This window comes from Pedobacter nutrimenti, assembly GCF_032678445.1.
GTDB classification, from domain to species: domain Bacteria; phylum Bacteroidota; class Bacteroidia; order Sphingobacteriales; family Sphingobacteriaceae; genus Pedobacter; species Pedobacter nutrimenti_A.
Genome location: NZ_JAVTSQ010000012.1, coordinates 1 through 16,905 on the forward strand (window position 1 = coordinate 1; position 16,905 = coordinate 16,905).

Sequence of the window (16,905 nt, forward strand, 5' to 3'; positions counted from 1 at the left end):
AACAGAAGGGGTAAGGGAGACCGATAGAGAGCAGATAAGGAGCAGAAAAAGGTAAAGCTTAAAGTAAGTGGATAGCAGAAAAATAATTTGAATAGCGATGATTACAATATATCACAACAACAGATGCAGCAAGAGCAGGACTGCTTTGGGAATTTTGGAGGATAGTGGAAAAGACTTTGAAGTGGTGAATTATTTGCAAAATACACCTTCGGTGGAAGAACTTAGGGCAATTGTTGAAAAGCTGGGTATTAAAGCACAAGAACTTGTTCGGAAAACGGAGTCTGTTTACACAGAAAAATATAAAGGAAAGGATCTTTCTGAAGAAGAATGGATCTCCGCAATGGTTGAAAATCCTATTTTGATAGAGCGGCCAATCGTTGTGTCTGGTGATAAGGCTGTTATTGGCCGGCCAACGGAGAACATCTACATTATCCTGTCTGATCAAGATTAGTCATTGAGCAGCTTTGATTCCTATGTATTAAATGAACTGTTCTATGTATCCGGTTCTGCGCCCTGCCCGGATATCCCCCATGCTTATGGCGCAAACAAAATCTTAATATATCTGCGGAAAGGCCTTGACGGGTTTGCGCCCCCTTCAGGGCGCCTAAGCCGGCGCTAGCCTTGGAGTAGATGTATTAAGATTTTGTGGTACAATAACACCCCTTCTCAAACCTTGAAGTATTAAGATTTTGTGCTACAATAACACCCTCTTCTTAAACCTTGAAGTAGATATATTAAGATTTTGTGGTACAATAACACCGCCTTTAAAAGTTCGGTTTCAATACATACTTGTCATAGAACCTGAAAATATGCTCAGCAGCTTCCTCTGCAGTATCTACCAAACGGAACAGGTTCAAATCCTCGGCATGAATATTATGTTCTTTCTGAAGCATGGTGGTTGTGATCCAGTCTACCAGACCGCTCCAGTAAGACTTACCCACTAAAACAATCGGGAAACGAGCCACCTTACCAGTTTGGATCAAAGTGATCGCCTCAAACAACTCATCCATAGTTCCCATACCACCAGGCAATACAATAAAACCCTGAGAATATTTCATAAACATGACCTTACGAATAAAGAAATAATCAAATTCCAGGAGCTTATTGTGGTCAATATACTTATTATGGAACTGCTCAAAAGGCAAGTCAATATTTAAACCCACAGACTTACCACCATTCATATGCGCGCCCTTATTACCCGCTTCCATGATACCCGGACCACCGCCCGTAATCACACCATACCCACGTTCAGTCAACAACCTTCCACATTCCACAGCGATCTCATAATAAGGATTCGTTTCCGCAGTCCTGGCAGATCCGAAGATCGATACACAAGGACCAATTTTAGCCAGTTTCTCAAAGCCGTCTACAAATTCAGCCATGATTTTGAAGATTTGCCAGGAGTCAGTTACCTTAATCTCCTGCCAGTTTTTATTTTCAAACGCACTTCTTATTTTCTCTTCACTTGTCATTCTAAATAGATTAATGTTCTAAAATTTTGTTTGCAGATCTGTTTTTTTACTGATCAGTAATAACCCGATAAAGGTGATCAAACCATTCACCAGGATCAACTCTACACTAAAGACATAGCCACCCAGCAACTCAGCAGAATATGCATTTAACAAATAACATACAGCAGGAGAGAGGATGCAGACTAAAGGTACTAATTTATCATGTAAACCCTTTTTTACAAAAAGGCCAAAACTATATAAGCCCAGAAGCGGACCATAAGTGTAAGAAGCCACCTTAAAGATCCCTTTCACCACAGACTCATCGTTTACCGCATTGAATATGATAATCACCAGAAAAAGAACGATAGAAAAGCCGATATGTACCGTATGACGCTTTTTTACCGCCTCCTTTGAATTGGAATCCTCCCGCTTATCCATGTGCAGAAAATCCACACAGAAAGACGTTGTCAAAGCCGTTAAAGCAGAATCCGTTGTGGCAAAAGTAGCCGCCGTTAGACCCAGCATAAAAACAATAGCCGGAATCACACTCAGGTGATTTAAAGCGATTTCCGGAAAAAGAAAATCTGTTCTCGGTTTACCCGTAATGTGGTCTAAAGGAATTGCAATCCCATTCTTTGTTGCATAGATGTATAACAGGGCTCCAACACTTAAAAAGAAAATATTCAGAACCACAAATACACCTGTAAAAGTGAACATGTTCTTCTGAGCCTCTTTGATCGTTTTCATACTCAGATTCTTCTGCATCAGATCCTGATCGAGACCAGTCATTGCTATGGTCACAAAAATCCCGCCCAGTAACTGCTTACTAAAGTGGAAATTACTCGTCAGGAAATCCTCATAGAAAAATATCTTGGAATAGCCACTGTTCTTAACGGTTTCAAACGCCTTTGGAATATCCAGGTCCAGGCTGCTGCAGATAAAATACAAAGTCAGGAAAACAGAAAGCACCAGGAAGAAAGTCTGTAAGGTATCTGTAATGATGATGGTTTTTAACCCGCCTTTAAACGTGTAAGACCAGATTAAACCAAGAGAGATCAATACCGTGGCCCAGAAAGGAACACCATAACTGTCAAATATAAAACGCTGTAATACAATGACCACCAGGTATAAACGGAAAGCAGAACCAATTGTCCGGCTAATCAGGAAGATAGAGGCAGCCGTTTTATAACTGTAATAACCCAGCCGTTGCTCAATATAACTATAAATAGAAGTCAGTTTCATCCTGTAATACAAAGGCAGTAATACAGTAGCAATAATAATAAAGCCGATCGCATTGCCCAGTACAAACTGAAAATACTGGAACTGATTACCCGAAGGTGCACCCACCTCTCCGGGAACAGAGATAAAGGTAACCCCAGACAAAGCCGTACCGATCATACCAAAAGCAACCAGGTACCATTTGGAGTTCCGGTTGGCAATAAAGAAAGTAGAGTTGTCAGACGATTTCTTTGAAGTAGCAAAGGCAATAACAATCAGGATCAGAAAATAACCGATTAAAAAAGACAAAAGTATCGCTGGACTCATAGTATGTTTTTAGGTTCTAAATGTAAGAAAATCATCTTCTAAAAATCAAATAAGAGCAGATAAATTTCCCTGCAGCCATTTTCAGGCAGATCAGAATGGAAGAACCAGCTGTTTAGAAATATTCACAAATCGTAAATATTTTTTGCAGTGCTCACAAATGCTAAATCAATTTATATAAGTTTGTAAAATGAATTTTTCTTCAAAATTACTGGAGGATGCTGTTAATGAATTTGCTAAACTACCAGGAATAGGACAAAAGACCGCACTTCGGCTGGTGTTACATTTATTAAACAGAGAAAAGGAAGAAGTAGAACATTTCGGTAGTTCTGTGATCAGACTCAGGAACGAAATCAAACATTGCAGCATTTGTCATAACATCTCCGATCAGGAGCTTTGCGAAATTTGTACTGCACCCAAAAGAGATAAAGAAGTGATCTGCGTGGTAGAAGATACCAGAGATGTAATGGCTGTAGAAAATACTTCCCAGTATTTTGGTGTATATCATGTCCTGGGTGGTTTAATCTCTCCAATGGATGGAATTGGCCCTTCAGATCTCTTTATTGATTCGCTGGTCCAGCGTGTGGCAACTACGCCTGTCAAAGAGATCATCCTGGCGCTTAGTGCCACGATGGAAGGAGATACCACGCTTTTCTATTTGTATAAAAAACTTAAGGATTTTCAAATCCCCATTACCACTATCGCCAGGGGAATTGCCTTTGGTGGAGAATTAGAATACGCCGATGAGATCACATTAGGACGTTCTATTGTAACCAGGGTACCTTACGAATCGAGTATCAGATGATCATCCAGTTAAATACATTCCATGGAATTTAAGAATAAAGTTGTAGTGATTACAGGCGCTTCTTCCGGCATAGGTAAGGCTTGTGCCGAAGAATTTGCAAAACGCGGGGCTAACCTCGTTCTGGCTGCAAGACAATATGTGCATCTGTGTGAAATCACGGCCGAGCTGGAAAAAAAATACAATATCAAAGCGGTTGCTGTACAGGCGGATGTGAGTAAAGAAGAAGATTGCAAAGGCATCGTCAAACAAGCTCTGCTTACCTTTAATCAGATAGATATACTGGTTAATAATGCCGGATTGTCTATGCGGGCCTTATTTAATGAACTGGATTTATCTGTTCTGAAAAACCTGATGGATGTGAACTTCTGGGGAACGGTTTACTGTACCAAATATGCCCTGGATGAAATTCTGAAAACCAAGGGCAGTATTATTGGCGTCTCTTCTATTGCAGGTTATCGCGGTTTGCCTGGCAGGACAGGATATTCTGCTTCGAAATTTGCGATGAATGGTTTTATGGAATCTTTACGTACAGAGCTTTTGCCTACAGGCGTCCATGTGATGGTGGCTTGTCCAGGGTTTACAACCTCCAATATCCGTGTTGCCGCTTTGTCAAAAGATGGTGCCTCCCATGGCGAAACCAGTATGGAAGAAGGGAAAATGATGTCAGCAGAAGAAGTTGCCCGCCGCATTGTTGATGGCATTTCAGCCCGCAAACGAACATTGGTGATGACTGCCCAGGGAAAATTGACCGTATGGATCAATAAATTGCTTCCTGCCCTGGCCGATAAGCTGGTCTATAATCATTTTACCAAAGAGAAAAAGGCACTGATCAAATAAATCTCCGTTTTATTCACTGGCCTCCAGTTTTTCAATATGCCCGATTTTGGACATATCCATTACCGTCTGGCCATTGCTGTCATTAGAGAAAATATTGGTAAACCTGGCCTGATGTAAAATATCTTCATCGCGGTAAGAGGTTCTGGTGTGTACCGTTTGTGAAAAGGTATCGTCAAAAGCCTTCACCATGATGAGCAATTCCACTTCTGCCTCTGCCAGGTCTGCAGCCGTTTTATCATAAATAGGGCTGTTCTCATCGATAGGGTGAACCACTGTCCAGCTCATGGTCAGTAAGCCGATCTTTGACCTTTCCAGTTCGAGAGGGTAAAACCGGCGTGTCTTCTTTCCATCAATCGTTTCATTATAAGACATTACGACCTGGACTTCCACTTCAATCAGCTGATTGTTTCTCAGGTTAGCCATTCTAAACATGAGGCCCTTGATGCCTTTGTAAGGAGCTATGACCATGTGCTCACTGTAAATGATCTTTGCATTCGGTCTGGAAAATCGTCCATAGAGTAAGCCCGTCGCCAAGGCAAAAGCCAGTAAGCCCAGCATAGACTCAAAGGCTGCTACAATACTCGTTAAAAAACCATCCGGACTGATATGTCCATAGCCCACAGTAGAAATGGTCTGGGCAGAGAAAAAGAAAGCATCAAAAAAATGATCCCTTTGTGTAAGTCCATCGGCGCCTTTCAGATGTTCAATCCCAATAGTGACATATAAAAAAGCGAACAGTATATTCACCACTATATAAGCAAGAAGGATCACCAGCAGGAATTTCTTCCAGGTCATAGAAATCAGCCAGTTATACGTATCAGAAGTTCTGAAAAATGGCAAGCCAATACGTTTCACATTGGAAGTACCATTGCTATTCATTAACCTTTGATTGGCACTTACCGGCCGGGTACCAAATCCAAGATCGTCATCCAGCTGCGATTTTCTTTTAAATAATGCCATAATTCTCAATAATTTTAAGAAATGTTTTGCAAATAATAAAAACTATTCCATCTTTGCCTTACGATGATATTAACAAACGGACTTAAACTTTGGTGGTGGCACAACGCAAGCGCGTAGTGTAACCCTGTTTTGTACGTTTTATTTTATATAAATAATTTGAGGGTTGCTATAAAAGGCAACCTTTTTTGTTTTACAGCCATGAAGAAAATATTAAACCACCTTTTCGAGAACAAAAGTTTCAGTCGTGCTGAAGCACAGAAGATTCTGACTTCTATCGCGCTGGGCGAATACAATACTTCTCAGATTGCCGCCTTCATTACTGCCTATGGTATGCGGAACATCACCGTGCAGGAATTACAAGGATTCCGGGATGCCATGCTGGACCTTTGTGTTAAAGTCAATCTCTCCGATTATGAGCTGATCGATCTTTGCGGTACAGGGGGAGACGGGAAAGATACCTTCAATATTTCTACCCTGGCCTCCTTTGTGGTTGCCGGTACAGGAAATAAAGTAGCCAAACATGGCAATTATGGAGTGTCTTCCGGTTGCGGTTCTTCCAATGTGATGGAATACCTTGGTTATCAGTTTACCAATGATCAGGATGTTTTGAAGAGAAGCCTGGACACAGCCGGAATCTGTTTTATCCATGCGCCATTGTTTAATCCAGCTATGAAAACAGTAGCCCCTATCCGGAGAGAGCTTGGCGTAAAGACCTTTTTTAATATGCTGGGGCCAATGTGTAATCCAGCGCAACCCAAGAATCAGCTGGTTGGCGTTTTTAGCCTTGAGCTGGCCCGCTTGTATGCCTATTTATACCAGGATACTGATAAAAACTACACCATTCTTCATGCCTTGGGTGGCTTTGATGAAATTTCGCTGACCTGCGATATTAAAACCTTCAGTCCAAAAGGAGAAGCCATGATCAAAGTCTCAGACCTTGGATTTGAAAAGATCAGCGAGCAGGAGATCAAGGGAGGAGACACTGTGGAATCTTCTGCCAGGATATTTACCGACATTCTGAATGGAAGAGGAACAGATGCACAGAACAATGTAGTGCTTTGCAATGCTGCGCTGGCCCTGCAGACCATAAAAAGTTCCAGGACCTTTGCCGACTGCTTTTACGAGGCCGAAGAATCGCTACTCAGTAAAAATGCCCTCAGCAGCTTTAAAAAACTTATCGGATCATGAAGCAGCCAAAATTAAAGATCTGCGGCATGCGTGAACCCACCAATATGCTGGCTGTCTCTGCCTTAATGCCGGATTATATGGGTTTTATATTCTATCCAAGATCCAAACGTTATGCAGCCCATTTATCTTCCGTATTTACAAGAAAACTCCCGAAAACAATAAAGAAAACAGGGGTTTTTGTAGATGAAGATATGGAAAAAGTACAGGAGCGCCTGGTGGAATTTGAGTTGTCTGCACTGCAGCTTCACGGAGAAGAAAGTCCGTCTTATTGTGCAGAATTAAAGGCGTTTAGCCCGGAAACAGAAATCATCAAAGCTTTTGGAGTTGATGAGTCTTTTGATTTTGAAAGCTTGATTCCCTACACCGGTATGGTAGATTACTTTCTTTTTGATACACAGACCCCAGATCATGGCGGTTCAGGAAAGCGTTTTAACTGGGCCCTTCTGGAAAACTACACCTTGAACGTTCCCTATTTTCTCAGTGGCGGGATTGGGCTGGACAGTGTAGCGGAGATCAGAACGATCAAAGACGAACGCCTGTATGCCATAGACATCAACAGTAAATTTGAACTGGAGCCAGGACTTAAAAACTTAGTACAATTAACAGAATTTAAAAATCAACTGTTCCGCTGAGCAGAAAGCGGAATGAAATCCATAAGACTATGAACTATTTTGTCAACGAAAAAGGCTATTACGGAGACTTCGGCGGCGCCTACATTCCCGAAATGCTGTACCCAAATGTAGAAGAACTCAGACAGAACTACCTGAAGATCATTAATGATGAGTCTTTTAAGAAAGAATTCCATCAGTTGCTAAAAGACTATGTAGGAAGGCCTTCGCCTTTGTACCTGGCCAAGCGTTTATCTGCAAAATACAATGCCAATATCTTTTTGAAAAGGGAAGACTTAAACCATACCGGTGCCCATAAGATCAACAATACCATTGGTCAGATCCTTTTGGCCGAACGTCTCGGTAAAAAACGCATTATCGCAGAAACCGGTGCCGGACAGCATGGCGTAGCCACAGCAACCGTATGCGCCCTTCGCGGTTTGGAATGTGTAGTGTATATGGGCGAAATTGATATCCAGCGTCAGGCACCGAATGTAGCCCGTATGAAAATGCTGGGGGCTAAAGTTGTTCCCGCTACTTCAGGCTCCAAAACATTGAAAGACGCGACCAATGAAGCCATGCGTGACTGGGTAAATAATCCCGTAGATACCCACTATATTATTGGTTCAGTAGTAGGGCCGCACCCTTATCCGGATATGGTGGCCATTTTTCAATCCATCATCTCTGAAGAAACCAAAAAACAATTGAAAGAACAGACCGGCAGCGACCAGCCTGATTATGTTCTGGCTTGTGTAGGTGGCGGAAGCAATGCTATGGGTATGTTCTACCACTTCATTAACGACGAAAACGTAAAACTGGTTGCTGTAGAAGCAGCCGGGCAAGGGGTAAGCAGCGGACATTCTGCAGCAACAACCGCATTGGGTAAAGAAGGCGTATTGCACGGAAGCAGAAGTATCCTGATGCAAACCGAAGACGGACAAGTTGTAGAACCCTTTTCAGTATCCGCAGGGCTGGATTATCCAGGCATTGGTCCACAGCATGCCCATTTGTTCAAAACAGGCAGGGGTAAATATGTGTCCATCACAGACGATGAATCCTTACAAGCCGGACTTCTTTGTACGCAACTGGAAGGTATTATTCCTGCTATAGAAAGCGCACATGCCTTGGCATATTTAGAAAAAATGAACTTTACAGGTCATGAAAATGTAGTGGTATGTCTTTCCGGAAGAGGAGACAAAGACATGGATACCTATATGAAATACTTTGGACTATAATCAGCAAGACGATGAACAGAATCAATAAATTATTCCAGGAAAAACCATCCAATATCCTTTCTATTTATTATACAGCAGGTTTTCCTGAGCTGGGTGATACCTTGCTGATTGCGGAAGAACTGGAGCGTGCAGGGGCCGATATGCTGGAAATCGGCTTTCCTTATTCCGATCCTGTAGCCGACGGACCAGTGATCCAGGCCAGCAGCAAACAGGCCCTGGAGAACGGAATGGATCTTAAAACCCTTTTCAGTCAGTTAAAAGACCTCCGTTCCAGGATCAATATTCCCATTCTCCTGATGGGCTATGTAAACCCAATGCTGCAGTTTGGTGTAGAAAATTTTTGCAAAGCTTGCGCAGAAGTGGGAGTGGATGGCTGTATTGTTCCCGATCTGCCCATGGCCGAATACGAAGAGCATTACCAGGAGATTTTTAAGCAATATAACCTGAGCAACATCTTCCTGGTTACACCGCAAACCTCCGAGGAACGCATCCGGAAAATAGATGAGCTCAGTACAGGTTTTGTCTACCTGATCTCTTCTTCAGCAACAACAGGGAAAAACCTGCAGGTCTCTCAAAATACAGAAGACTATTTCGCCAGGGTTGCTGGTATGAAGCTCAGGAACCCAACCATGATTGGATTTGGTATCAACAATAAAGCAACTTTCGATAAAGCCTGCCAGTTTGCCAATGGTGCCATTATAGGGACAGCCTTTGTGAATGTCCTTTCGGAAGGTACATCTGCGGCCGGCATTCAGAAATTCATGAAATCTATTTCCGAATAGAATACTGAGTTTGGGAGACTAGAATAAGTCTTCCAAACTTCCTTTTCCTTCCCTGATCACCTCGAAATCGCCCGAGGTACAGTCGATCACCGTAGAAGGCTCATTGTCTCCATATCCGCCATCAATCACCAGGTCAACCGTATCTTCATATTTCTCATGGATCAGTTCAGGATCTGTAGAATATTCGATCAATTCATCATCATCCTTGATGGAGGCAGAAATGATCGGATTGCCCAGTTGTCTTACAATTTCCTGTGCAATGGCATTGTCCGGTACCCTTATACCTACCGTTTTCTTTTTAGAGCTTAATAATTTTGGTACATTATTATTGGCATTCAGAATAAAGGTATAAGGACCAGGTAAGGCCTTTTTTAATACCCGGAAAGTGGTGGTGTCAATCGGTTTGATGTAATCAGAAATGTGCCGTAAATCAGAGCAGATGAAGGAGAAATTTGCCTTGTCTGGTTTTATGCCTCTTAAATGACAAATCCGTTCTATTGCCTTTTGGTTGGTGATGTCACATCCCAGTCCATACACTGTATCAGTAGGATAGATGATCAATCCGCCTTTTTTTAAAATTTCAACCGCTTGCTCTATAGCTTTAGGGTTCGGATTTTCCGGATAGATTTTGATTAGCATATGTAAAAATATGAAAAACTTTCGTCTGTATCTTGAGAAATCTCGTACTATTGGGGTTATTTTAGTATTTTGATAATATGAGAAAAGCATTTATCGCAATTGCTGCATTCCTGGTCACTGCTACAGTGATGACAGGTTTGGCCTGGCCTCCGTTTTTCTGGGCCTTTATTTTTGTAGGGCCAATTGTAATCCTCGGTGTGTATGATTTGTACCAGCCTAAACACAGTATCGTAAGGAACTATCCTGTATTGGGCCATTTAAGATATCTCATGGAGGATCTGCGGCCTAAAGTATACCAATATTTTGTAGAGAGTGATACCAATGGTAAGCCATTCAGCAGGTTAAACCGCTCTTTGATCTATCAGCGTGCAAAAAAAGAAAATGATACCATCCCATTTGGTACCCAGCTTGATGTGTATGAAAATGGTTATGAATGGTTAAGCCACAGCATAGCGGCCATCAGCCATCATGAATTGAATGAAGATCCGCGCGTATTGGTTGGTGGACCGGATTGTGCACAGCCTTATTCTGCCAGTATTTATAACGTTTCGGCAATGAGCTTCGGTTCCTTAAGCCAGAATGCTATTATGGCCCTCAATGGCGGCGCAAAAATGGGTAATTTTGCCCATAACACAGGCGAAGGAGGGATCAGTGATTATCACCTGAACCCTGGAGGCGATCTGATCTGGCAAATTGGAACAGGTTATTTTGGTTGCCGTCATCACGACGGAACGTTTAACTTTGATGCCTTTGCCGAGCGCTCTAAACTGGAGCAGGTCAAAATGATCGAAATAAAACTTTCCCAGGGTGCAAAACCCGGACATGGTGGTATCCTTCCGGCTAAAAAAGTAACACCGGAGATTTCCAGGATCAGGCTGGTGAAAGAAGGTTTCGATGTGATTTCTCCTCCGGGACACTCTGCATTTACCACGCCAATGGAAATGATTGCTTTTATTAAAAAGCTTCGTGACCTTTCCGGTGGTAAACCTGTAGGATTTAAACTGTGTATTGGCCGTAAGAGTGAATTCTTTGCCATTTGTAAAGCCATGATAGAAATGAATACCTATCCTGATTTTATCACAGTAGATGGGGGAGAGGGCGGTACAGGGGCTTCACCACAAGAGTTCTCTAATGCTGTGGGTATGCCATTGAGAGAAGGTGTTGCTTTTGTGCATGACGTGTTAACCGGTTTCGGAATTAAAAAACACATCAAGATCATTGCCTCAGGTAAAGTGGCTTCCGGCTTTGACCTGGTGAAGAATATTGCATTGGGCGCAGATATGTGTAATGCTGCAAGAGCCATGATGTTTGCATTAGGCTGTATCCAGGCATTGGAATGCAACAGTAATACCTGTCCTACCGGTGTCGCTACACAAGACCCAAGCCTGATGAAAGGTTTAGTGGTCGATGATAAAAAAGTACGTGTGTTTAATTTTCATCGTCTTACCGTGGCCAGTGCAGTTGAATTACTGGGGGCGGCTGGTTTACATCATCCATATCAGCTTACACGCGCTTATATCAACAGACGGATTGCACAGAACATGACACAGTCTTATATAGAGACTTTCCCTTATATCCCGGAAGGCAGTTTGTTGCAGACCCCGTATCCGCTTCGTTTTGAGTTGGGTATGGCGCTCAGTACAGCAGCAAGTTTTGCGCCTACAGATTATAAGGTGTCTTCTATAGATTATGCACATGCAAATTCTTATTCAGACAATCTGAATCACGGACATTAAAGAAATATTATTCCAAAGAAAAGCCCTGTTATTGATGAACAGGGCTTTTTTATTATAAAAGTTATCTTAGAATTCTGCGTTGTTCGGGAAACGAGGGAAAGCAATTACATCCCTGATATTGGTCATTCCGGTCACAAACAAAGTTAAACGCTCAAAGCCTAAACCAAAACCAGAGTGTGGAGCAGTACCAAAACGGCGCGTATCCAGGAACCACCAAAGTTCTTCCTGAGGGATATTTAAATCCTCCATACGCTGTGTTAACTTATCCAGGCGTTCTTCCCTTTGAGAACCACCAATAATCTCTCCAATGCCAGGGAACAAGATATCCATCGCAGCTACAGTCTTTCTTCCCTGCTCATCCGGCTCATTCTGACGCATGTAGAAGGATTTAATATCGGCTGGATAATCTGTCAGGATCACCGGTTTTTTAAAGTGCTTCTCTACCAGGTAACGTTCGTGCTCGGATTGTAAATCAGCACCCCATTCGTCAATCAGGTATTTAAACTGTTTCTTTTGGTTTGGTTTAGAAGATTTTAAAATAGCTATAGCTTGTGTATAGGTTAATCTTTCAAAATCATTTCCCAAACAGAAATTCAGTTTCTCCAGTAAAGACAATTCACTTCTTTCGTTCTGAGGTTTTGATTTTTCCTCTTCCAGTAAGCGGTTGTTCAGGAATTCCAGTTCATCTTTGCAGTTTTCCAAAGCATAGCTGATCACATATTTCAGCATATCCTCCGCCAGAGTCATATTGTCTTCCAGATCAGCAAAAGCCACTTCAGGCTCTACCATCCAGAATTCAGCAAGGTGGCGAGTCGTATTGGAGTTTTCAGCCCGGAAAGTAGGGCCAAAAGTATAGATCTGGCCAAAAGCCATCGCTGCAAGTTCACCTTCCAGTTGTCCGGAAACGGTTAAGTTGGTTGGACGCGCAAAGAAATCTTCAGAATAATCTACCTGGCCATCTTCTGTGCGAGGAGTATTGTCAAAATCAAGGGTAGTTACCTTAAACATTTCACCTGCACCTTCTGCATCAGAAGCTGTGATGATCGGCGTGTGCATGTACACAAACCCCCGCTCATTGTAAAACTGATGAATAGCAAAGGCTAAAGCATGACGTACTTTAAATACCGCATTAAACGTATTTGTTCTGAACCTTAAGTGGGCGATTTCGCGAAGGAACTCCAGGCTGTGTTTTTTAGGTTGTAAAGGGAATTTTTCAGGATCACTATCTCCTAATATCTCAATAGAGGATGCCTTAATATCAATCTTCTGACCTTTGCCCAGAGATTCAACAACAGTACCCTGAACTGCAATAGCTGCGCCGGTCGTAATCCTTTTCAAGAGTTCTTCCGGCGTATTATTAAAGTCTACTACAATTTGAACGTTGCCCATACATGAGCCATCATTCAGTGCAATAAACTGGTTGTTGCGAAACGTACGCACCCAACCCATAACAGTTACCTCTCTATTAAATTCGGTAGTGTCCAGCAGGTTTTTTATTTTTTCTCTTTTAATCATGGTCTTTTTTACAAGAGCGTCAAAATTACTGAATTAGTTCTAAAAATTACAGTGCTGAATTTTTAAAGTTAATTTTTAGTGTTTTTTGTGTTTTTGTATGTTTTTTATGGTTATTTATGATTTTGTGTTGGTGTTTTTTATTGAATATTATATTTTATTATAAATAATTGGTATTTATTTAGGTTGATTGTTGATTTTATATTGTTTTTGTTGGTTTATAGCGCTGTTTTTTGTTTAATTTTTGGTGGTTTGTTGTGTTTTTTGATATATTTATTGATTTTTTTAGGTTGATATATAGTATGTTGTGTGTGTTTTAGTGAAAATTTTATTTTTTATAGATATAAAATTAGAATTATTTGTTTTTTGTTGTATATTTGTAATGCTCGTTTAATTTATATTTGGTTTTAAGAAGCCTCCGGCAATTTGTTGGAGGCTTCTTTATTTTACCGGTACGCTATTTTTTTTACCATCATATTTTAAGCTATAAAAAAAGAGGCTGTCTTTTGGACAGCCTCTTTCAATTATGGAAATTAGAAATGTTTACGCTAATACTTTAGTCACAAGATCAGCTGCATCTTTTAATGCAATCGCTGAAAATACTTTCAAGCCAGAATCATCAATCAGTTGTTTAGCCTCTACAGCATTTGTACCCTGTAAACGGCAAATGATGGGAACAGGAACATTACCGATTTCTTTATAAGCATCGATAACACCCTGAGCAACACGGTCGCATCTTACAATACCACCAAAAATGTTGATCAAAATAGCTTTAACGTTAGGATCTTTAAGGATAATGTTAAAACCAGCTTTTACAGTTTGTGCATTAGCCGTTCCACCTACATCCAGGAAGTTAGCCGGCTCACCACCTGCAATTTTAATAATATCCATAGTTGCCATAGCCAAGCCAGCACCATTAACCATACAACCAACGTTTCCGTCTAGTTTTACATAGTTTAAGTTAGACTCGCTCGCTTCAACATCAGTTGGATCTTCTTCCAGCTTATCACGCATAGCTGCATAATCAGGATGACGGAACAAAGCATTCTCGTCTAAATCAACTTTAGCATCAACTGCGATGATCTTATCATCTGAAGTTTTCAATACCGGGTTGATTTCAAACATAGAAGAATCTGTATTGTCATAAGCTTTATAAAGTGCAGAAACGAATTTAACCATTTCTTTAAAAGCAGCACCGCTTAAACCCAGGTTAAAAGCAATCTTTCTTGCCTGGAAAGCCTGTAATCCAACTTTAGGATCAATCTCTTCTTTGAAAATCAGGTGAGGGGTATGCTCAGCAACCTCCTCAATATCCATACCGCCTTCAGTAGAATACATAATGATGTTTCTTCCGCTTGCACGGTTCAACAACACACTGATATAAAATTCTTTGGTCTCAGAAGCACCTGGATAATAAACATCCTGCGCAACTAAAATTTTATTCACTTTTTTACCTTCAGGACCAGTTTGAGGAGTAACCAGCTGCATGCCTAAAATTGCAGAAGCTCTTTCTTTAACCTCGTCAAGGTTCTTGGCCAATTTAACACCACCACCTTTTCCTCTTCCTCCTGCGTGGATCTGTGCTTTAATCACAACCCAGTCAGAATTGAAGTCAGTTTTCATTTTTTTAGCCGCTTCTACAGCCTGCTCAACCGTATCGGCAACAACGCCTTCTTGTACGGCTACACCAAAACTTTTAAGTATTTCTTTACCTTGATATTCGTGGATATTCATTTGCTGAAAAAATTTGCTCAAATCTACAATTTCAGATTGGTTTTAAAAACACTAAGTTTGCATTTATGCTAAAAGCCACTGGTATAAAAAAATCTTACGGAAACTTACCGATACTAAAAGGAGTAGATTTTGAAGTCAATAAAGGCGAAATTGTAAGTATTATTGGAGCCTCAGGAGCAGGTAAGAGCACCTTGCTGCATATTCTGGGAACATTGGACCAGCCTGATCAGGGAACAGTAGAATTAAAAGGCACTAAAGTTAACGGCCTTTCCGGAGAATTGCTGAGTATCTTCAGAAACCAGAACATTGGATTTGTTTTTCAGTTCCATCACTTGCTGCCTGAATTTACAGCTCTGGAAAACATTTGTATCCCGGCATTCATTGCTAAAAAAAGTAAAAAGGAAGCAGAAGCCAGGGCATTAGAACTTTTGGACCTTCTGGGCTTAAAAGACAGGGCAGATCATAAACCCAGTCAACTTTCGGGTGGAGAACAACAGCGTATTGCAGTAGCAAGAGCACTGATCAATAATCCTGCAATCATTCTGGCAGATGAGCCTTCCGGAAACCTGGATTCTGCAAATGCAGATGCACTGCACCAATTCTTTATCACCCTGAGGGATAGTTTCAATCAAACCTTTGTCATCGTTACACACAATGAAAGTCTGGCCAGGATCAGTGACCGGGTCGTAACCATGAAAGACGGATTAATCATATAGAACACGTGAAAGTATTAATTACCGGAGGCAAATCGTCTCCATCCTATAAAATTGTAAAAGCATTTCAGAACGATCAGGTTCTTTTGGCTGATTATGGCGATATCCCTGCCTTTTCAGCTGGCCAGTACCAGTTCATTACGCTTGGAGACAAGAACGAAGAAACCATTGCGCACAACTTGCTGAATGCCTGTCTGGATCATGGTGTTGAAATGATTCTGCCATTGCATGAGTTCGAAGTGGCGGCAGTAGCTAAAGCTTCGCTGTTGTTTTCCGAGTTCGGTATCCAGGTCTTGTTACCGGAACTTACCGAACTTCCTAAATATTTTCATAGCCAGCAAGATGTTGTGAAAGGGCAGAACTGGGCGCTGTTCATTAAAGGAGAACTCCTTTATTCTCCTGCTCCAGACACCTTGATTGAAGAAACCGGCAGGTCAAAAAATTTGAATGGCGTATTTTATATACCCGAAGATCTCCAAAGCCCTACAGCTATTTTATTTACCATATCTTAATGAAGTTTGAAAATTACATCAAAGCGCACGATGCCTTTGTTTTTGAGTTAGACAATGTACTCTATCCTGAAAAGGATTTTTTATTACAGGTCTATTATTTATTTGCCCAGTTTATAGAATATAGTGAACAGCAGCCCGCGGCTGATGTGGTACGGTTTATGCAGGAAACTTATAGTAAAGAGGGACATGAGGGAATTTTTGATCAAACGGCTGCCAGATTTTCCATACCAGAAACCTACAGGCTTAATTTTGATCTTTTACAAAGAAATGTACGCCTGCCTTTAAAACTGTTGCTGTTTGATGAATGCCTTGCATTTTTGCAAGCTATTGTTCTGGAGCGTAAACCCATATTTTTGTTGCTGTCCGGAAATCCGGAAGCCCAGCTCAACAAGATCCGGCAAATGGAATGGAACGGCCTGGAGCAATACCTAACTGTCTATTTTTCTGAAGAATTGGAAACGGCAAACTATGATCGCGGCCTGTCGTATCTGATCAGCCAGCATCAACTTAAAGATAAAAATATATTGTTCATCTTAAAAAAGGAAGATGCTCTGCTTCAGTACGATGGCGCAACTATAAATTTTTTGGAAGTTGAAAGACTATTCTTAACTTAATACCGTATTTATCTATATTCCAACTGATACCCCACAA

General features: G+C 41.3%; 17 protein-coding genes. 11 read left to right on the plus strand and 6 right to left on the minus strand.

Annotated elements, in window-relative coordinates:
- The first annotated feature begins 97 nt into the window (after positions 1-97).
- Positions 98-451, plus strand: coding sequence for an arsenate reductase (glutaredoxin) (arsC, locus tag R2S08_RS21405; RefSeq protein WP_316837057.1), 354 nt, complete (start codon positions 98-100; stop codon positions 449-451).
- Positions 452-764: 313 nt separating this feature from the next.
- Here the strand turns inward: arsC and R2S08_RS21410 are convergent, their stop codons facing one another.
- Positions 765-1,472, minus strand: coding sequence for a TIGR00730 family Rossman fold protein (locus R2S08_RS21410; RefSeq protein WP_199077861.1), 708 nt, complete (start codon positions 1,470-1,472; stop codon positions 765-767).
- An 18-nt stretch (positions 1,473-1,490) separates the two neighbouring features.
- Positions 1,491-2,996, minus strand: coding sequence for a sodium:solute symporter (locus R2S08_RS21415; RefSeq protein ID WP_316837058.1), 1,506 nt, complete (start codon positions 2,994-2,996; stop codon positions 1,491-1,493).
- 187 nt (positions 2,997-3,183) lie between these two features.
- On the opposite strand from R2S08_RS21415, the gene recR reads away from it, so the two are divergent.
- On the plus strand, positions 3,184-3,798 hold the full coding sequence (gene recR, locus R2S08_RS21420) for a recombination mediator RecR (protein ID WP_316837059.1): 615 nt from the start codon (positions 3,184-3,186) through the stop codon (positions 3,796-3,798).
- Between the two features lie 21 nt (positions 3,799-3,819).
- Positions 3,820-4,635, plus strand: coding sequence for an SDR family oxidoreductase (locus tag R2S08_RS21425; RefSeq protein WP_316837060.1), 816 nt, complete (start codon positions 3,820-3,822; stop codon positions 4,633-4,635).
- A 9-nt stretch (positions 4,636-4,644) separates the two neighbouring features.
- Here R2S08_RS21425 and R2S08_RS21430 read toward each other — a convergent pair whose 3' ends face one another.
- Positions 4,645-5,595, minus strand: a complete 951-nt coding sequence (locus R2S08_RS21430) for an ion channel (RefSeq protein WP_316837061.1) — start codon at positions 5,593-5,595, stop codon at positions 4,645-4,647.
- Positions 5,596-5,793: 198 nt separating this feature from the next.
- Here R2S08_RS21430 and trpD point away from each other — a divergent pair, with 198 nt between their 5' ends.
- Genes trpD through trpA form a run of 4 tightly spaced genes read left to right on the plus strand, consistent with a single transcriptional unit; the run spans position 5,794 to position 9,408 of the window.
- On the plus strand, positions 5,794-6,783 hold the full coding sequence (trpD, locus tag R2S08_RS21435; protein WP_316837062.1) for an anthranilate phosphoribosyltransferase: 990 nt from the start codon (positions 5,794-5,796) through the stop codon (positions 6,781-6,783).
- Positions 6,780-7,415, plus strand: coding sequence for a phosphoribosylanthranilate isomerase (locus R2S08_RS21440; RefSeq protein WP_316837063.1), 636 nt, complete (start codon positions 6,780-6,782; stop codon positions 7,413-7,415). The genes trpD and R2S08_RS21440 overlap by 4 nt, the downstream gene beginning before the upstream one ends.
- Before the next feature lie 29 nt (positions 7,416-7,444).
- Positions 7,445-8,626 (plus strand): tryptophan synthase subunit beta, encoded by a 1,182-nt coding sequence (gene trpB, locus R2S08_RS21445; protein ID WP_316837064.1) that lies wholly within the window; start codon positions 7,445-7,447, stop codon positions 8,624-8,626.
- Between the two features lie 11 nt (positions 8,627-8,637).
- Positions 8,638-9,408: a tryptophan synthase subunit alpha gene (trpA, locus tag R2S08_RS21450; protein WP_316837065.1), complete on the plus strand. Its 771-nt coding sequence runs from the start codon at positions 8,638-8,640 to the stop codon at positions 9,406-9,408.
- 18 nt (positions 9,409-9,426) lie between these two features.
- Here trpA and R2S08_RS21455 read toward each other — a convergent pair whose 3' ends face one another.
- On the minus strand, positions 9,427-10,047 hold the full coding sequence (locus R2S08_RS21455; protein ID WP_316837066.1) for an L-threonylcarbamoyladenylate synthase: 621 nt from the start codon (positions 10,045-10,047) through the stop codon (positions 9,427-9,429).
- Positions 10,048-10,124: 77 nt separating this feature from the next.
- Between R2S08_RS21455 and R2S08_RS21460 the strand changes: the two genes are divergently transcribed.
- A complete protein-coding gene (locus tag R2S08_RS21460; RefSeq protein ID WP_316837067.1) occupies positions 10,125-11,783 on the plus strand; it encodes an FMN-binding glutamate synthase family protein in 1,659 nt (552 codons plus the stop codon).
- Positions 11,784-11,849: 66 nt separating this feature from the next.
- On the opposite strand, the gene asnS is transcribed toward R2S08_RS21460, so the two are convergent.
- The gene (gene asnS, locus R2S08_RS21465) at positions 11,850-13,298 is read right to left on the minus strand and encodes an asparagine--tRNA ligase (protein WP_108550772.1); all 1,449 of its coding nucleotides are present in this window, start codon (positions 13,296-13,298) and stop codon (positions 11,850-11,852) included.
- Between the two features lie 540 nt (positions 13,299-13,838).
- Positions 13,839-15,029 carry an ADP-forming succinate--CoA ligase subunit beta gene (gene sucC, locus R2S08_RS21470; protein WP_316837068.1) on the minus strand — a complete coding sequence of 397 codons (1,191 nt, stop codon included), beginning with the start codon at positions 15,027-15,029 and terminating at the stop codon, positions 13,839-13,841.
- Positions 15,030-15,094: 65 nt separating this feature from the next.
- Here sucC and R2S08_RS21475 point away from each other — a divergent pair, with 65 nt between their 5' ends.
- The 3 genes from R2S08_RS21475 to R2S08_RS21485 are packed head-to-tail and all read left to right on the plus strand — an operon-like array spanning position 15,095 to position 16,868.
- Entirely contained in the window at positions 15,095-15,745 is a 651-nt protein-coding gene (locus tag R2S08_RS21475; protein ID WP_316837069.1) for an ABC transporter ATP-binding protein, read from the plus strand.
- Positions 15,746-15,750: 5 nt separating this feature from the next.
- Positions 15,751-16,254 carry a hypothetical protein gene (locus R2S08_RS21480; protein WP_316837070.1) on the plus strand — a complete coding sequence of 168 codons (504 nt, stop codon included), beginning with the start codon at positions 15,751-15,753 and terminating at the stop codon, positions 16,252-16,254.
- The gene (locus tag R2S08_RS21485) at positions 16,254-16,868 is read left to right on the plus strand and encodes a haloacid dehalogenase (RefSeq protein WP_316837071.1); all 615 of its coding nucleotides are present in this window, start codon (positions 16,254-16,256) and stop codon (positions 16,866-16,868) included. The genes R2S08_RS21480 and R2S08_RS21485 overlap by 1 nt, the downstream gene beginning before the upstream one ends.
- Positions 16,869-16,905: the final 37 nt, after the last annotated feature.

Coding starts and splice junctions, on each gene's coding strand:
- arsC (WP_316837057.1), top strand. CDS start 98: ATGATTACAATATATCACAACAACAGATGCAGCAAGAGCAGGACTGCT.
- R2S08_RS21410 (WP_199077861.1), bottom strand. CDS start 1,472: ATGACAAGTGAAGAGAAAATAAGAAGTGCGTTTGAAAATAAAAACTGG.
- R2S08_RS21415 (WP_316837058.1), bottom strand. CDS start 2,996: ATGAGTCCAGCGATACTTTTGTCTTTTTTAATCGGTTATTTTCTGATC.
- recR (WP_316837059.1), top strand. CDS start 3,184: ATGAATTTTTCTTCAAAATTACTGGAGGATGCTGTTAATGAATTTGCT.
- R2S08_RS21425 (WP_316837060.1), top strand. CDS start 3,820: ATGGAATTTAAGAATAAAGTTGTAGTGATTACAGGCGCTTCTTCCGGC.
- R2S08_RS21430 (WP_316837061.1), bottom strand. CDS start 5,595: ATGGCATTATTTAAAAGAAAATCGCAGCTGGATGACGATCTTGGATTT.
- trpD (WP_316837062.1), top strand. CDS start 5,794: ATGAAGAAAATATTAAACCACCTTTTCGAGAACAAAAGTTTCAGTCGT.
- R2S08_RS21440 (WP_316837063.1), top strand. CDS start 6,780: ATGAAGCAGCCAAAATTAAAGATCTGCGGCATGCGTGAACCCACCAAT.
- trpB (WP_316837064.1), top strand. CDS start 7,445: ATGAACTATTTTGTCAACGAAAAAGGCTATTACGGAGACTTCGGCGGC.
- trpA (WP_316837065.1), top strand. CDS start 8,638: ATGAACAGAATCAATAAATTATTCCAGGAAAAACCATCCAATATCCTT.
- R2S08_RS21455 (WP_316837066.1), bottom strand. CDS start 10,047: ATGCTAATCAAAATCTATCCGGAAAATCCGAACCCTAAAGCTATAGAG.
- R2S08_RS21460 (WP_316837067.1), top strand. CDS start 10,125: ATGAGAAAAGCATTTATCGCAATTGCTGCATTCCTGGTCACTGCTACA.
- asnS (WP_108550772.1), bottom strand. CDS start 13,298: ATGATTAAAAGAGAAAAAATAAAAAACCTGCTGGACACTACCGAATTT.
- sucC (WP_316837068.1), bottom strand. CDS start 15,029: ATGAATATCCACGAATATCAAGGTAAAGAAATACTTAAAAGTTTTGGT.
- R2S08_RS21475 (WP_316837069.1), top strand. CDS start 15,095: ATGCTAAAAGCCACTGGTATAAAAAAATCTTACGGAAACTTACCGATA.
- R2S08_RS21485 (WP_316837071.1), top strand. CDS start 16,254: ATGAAGTTTGAAAATTACATCAAAGCGCACGATGCCTTTGTTTTTGAG.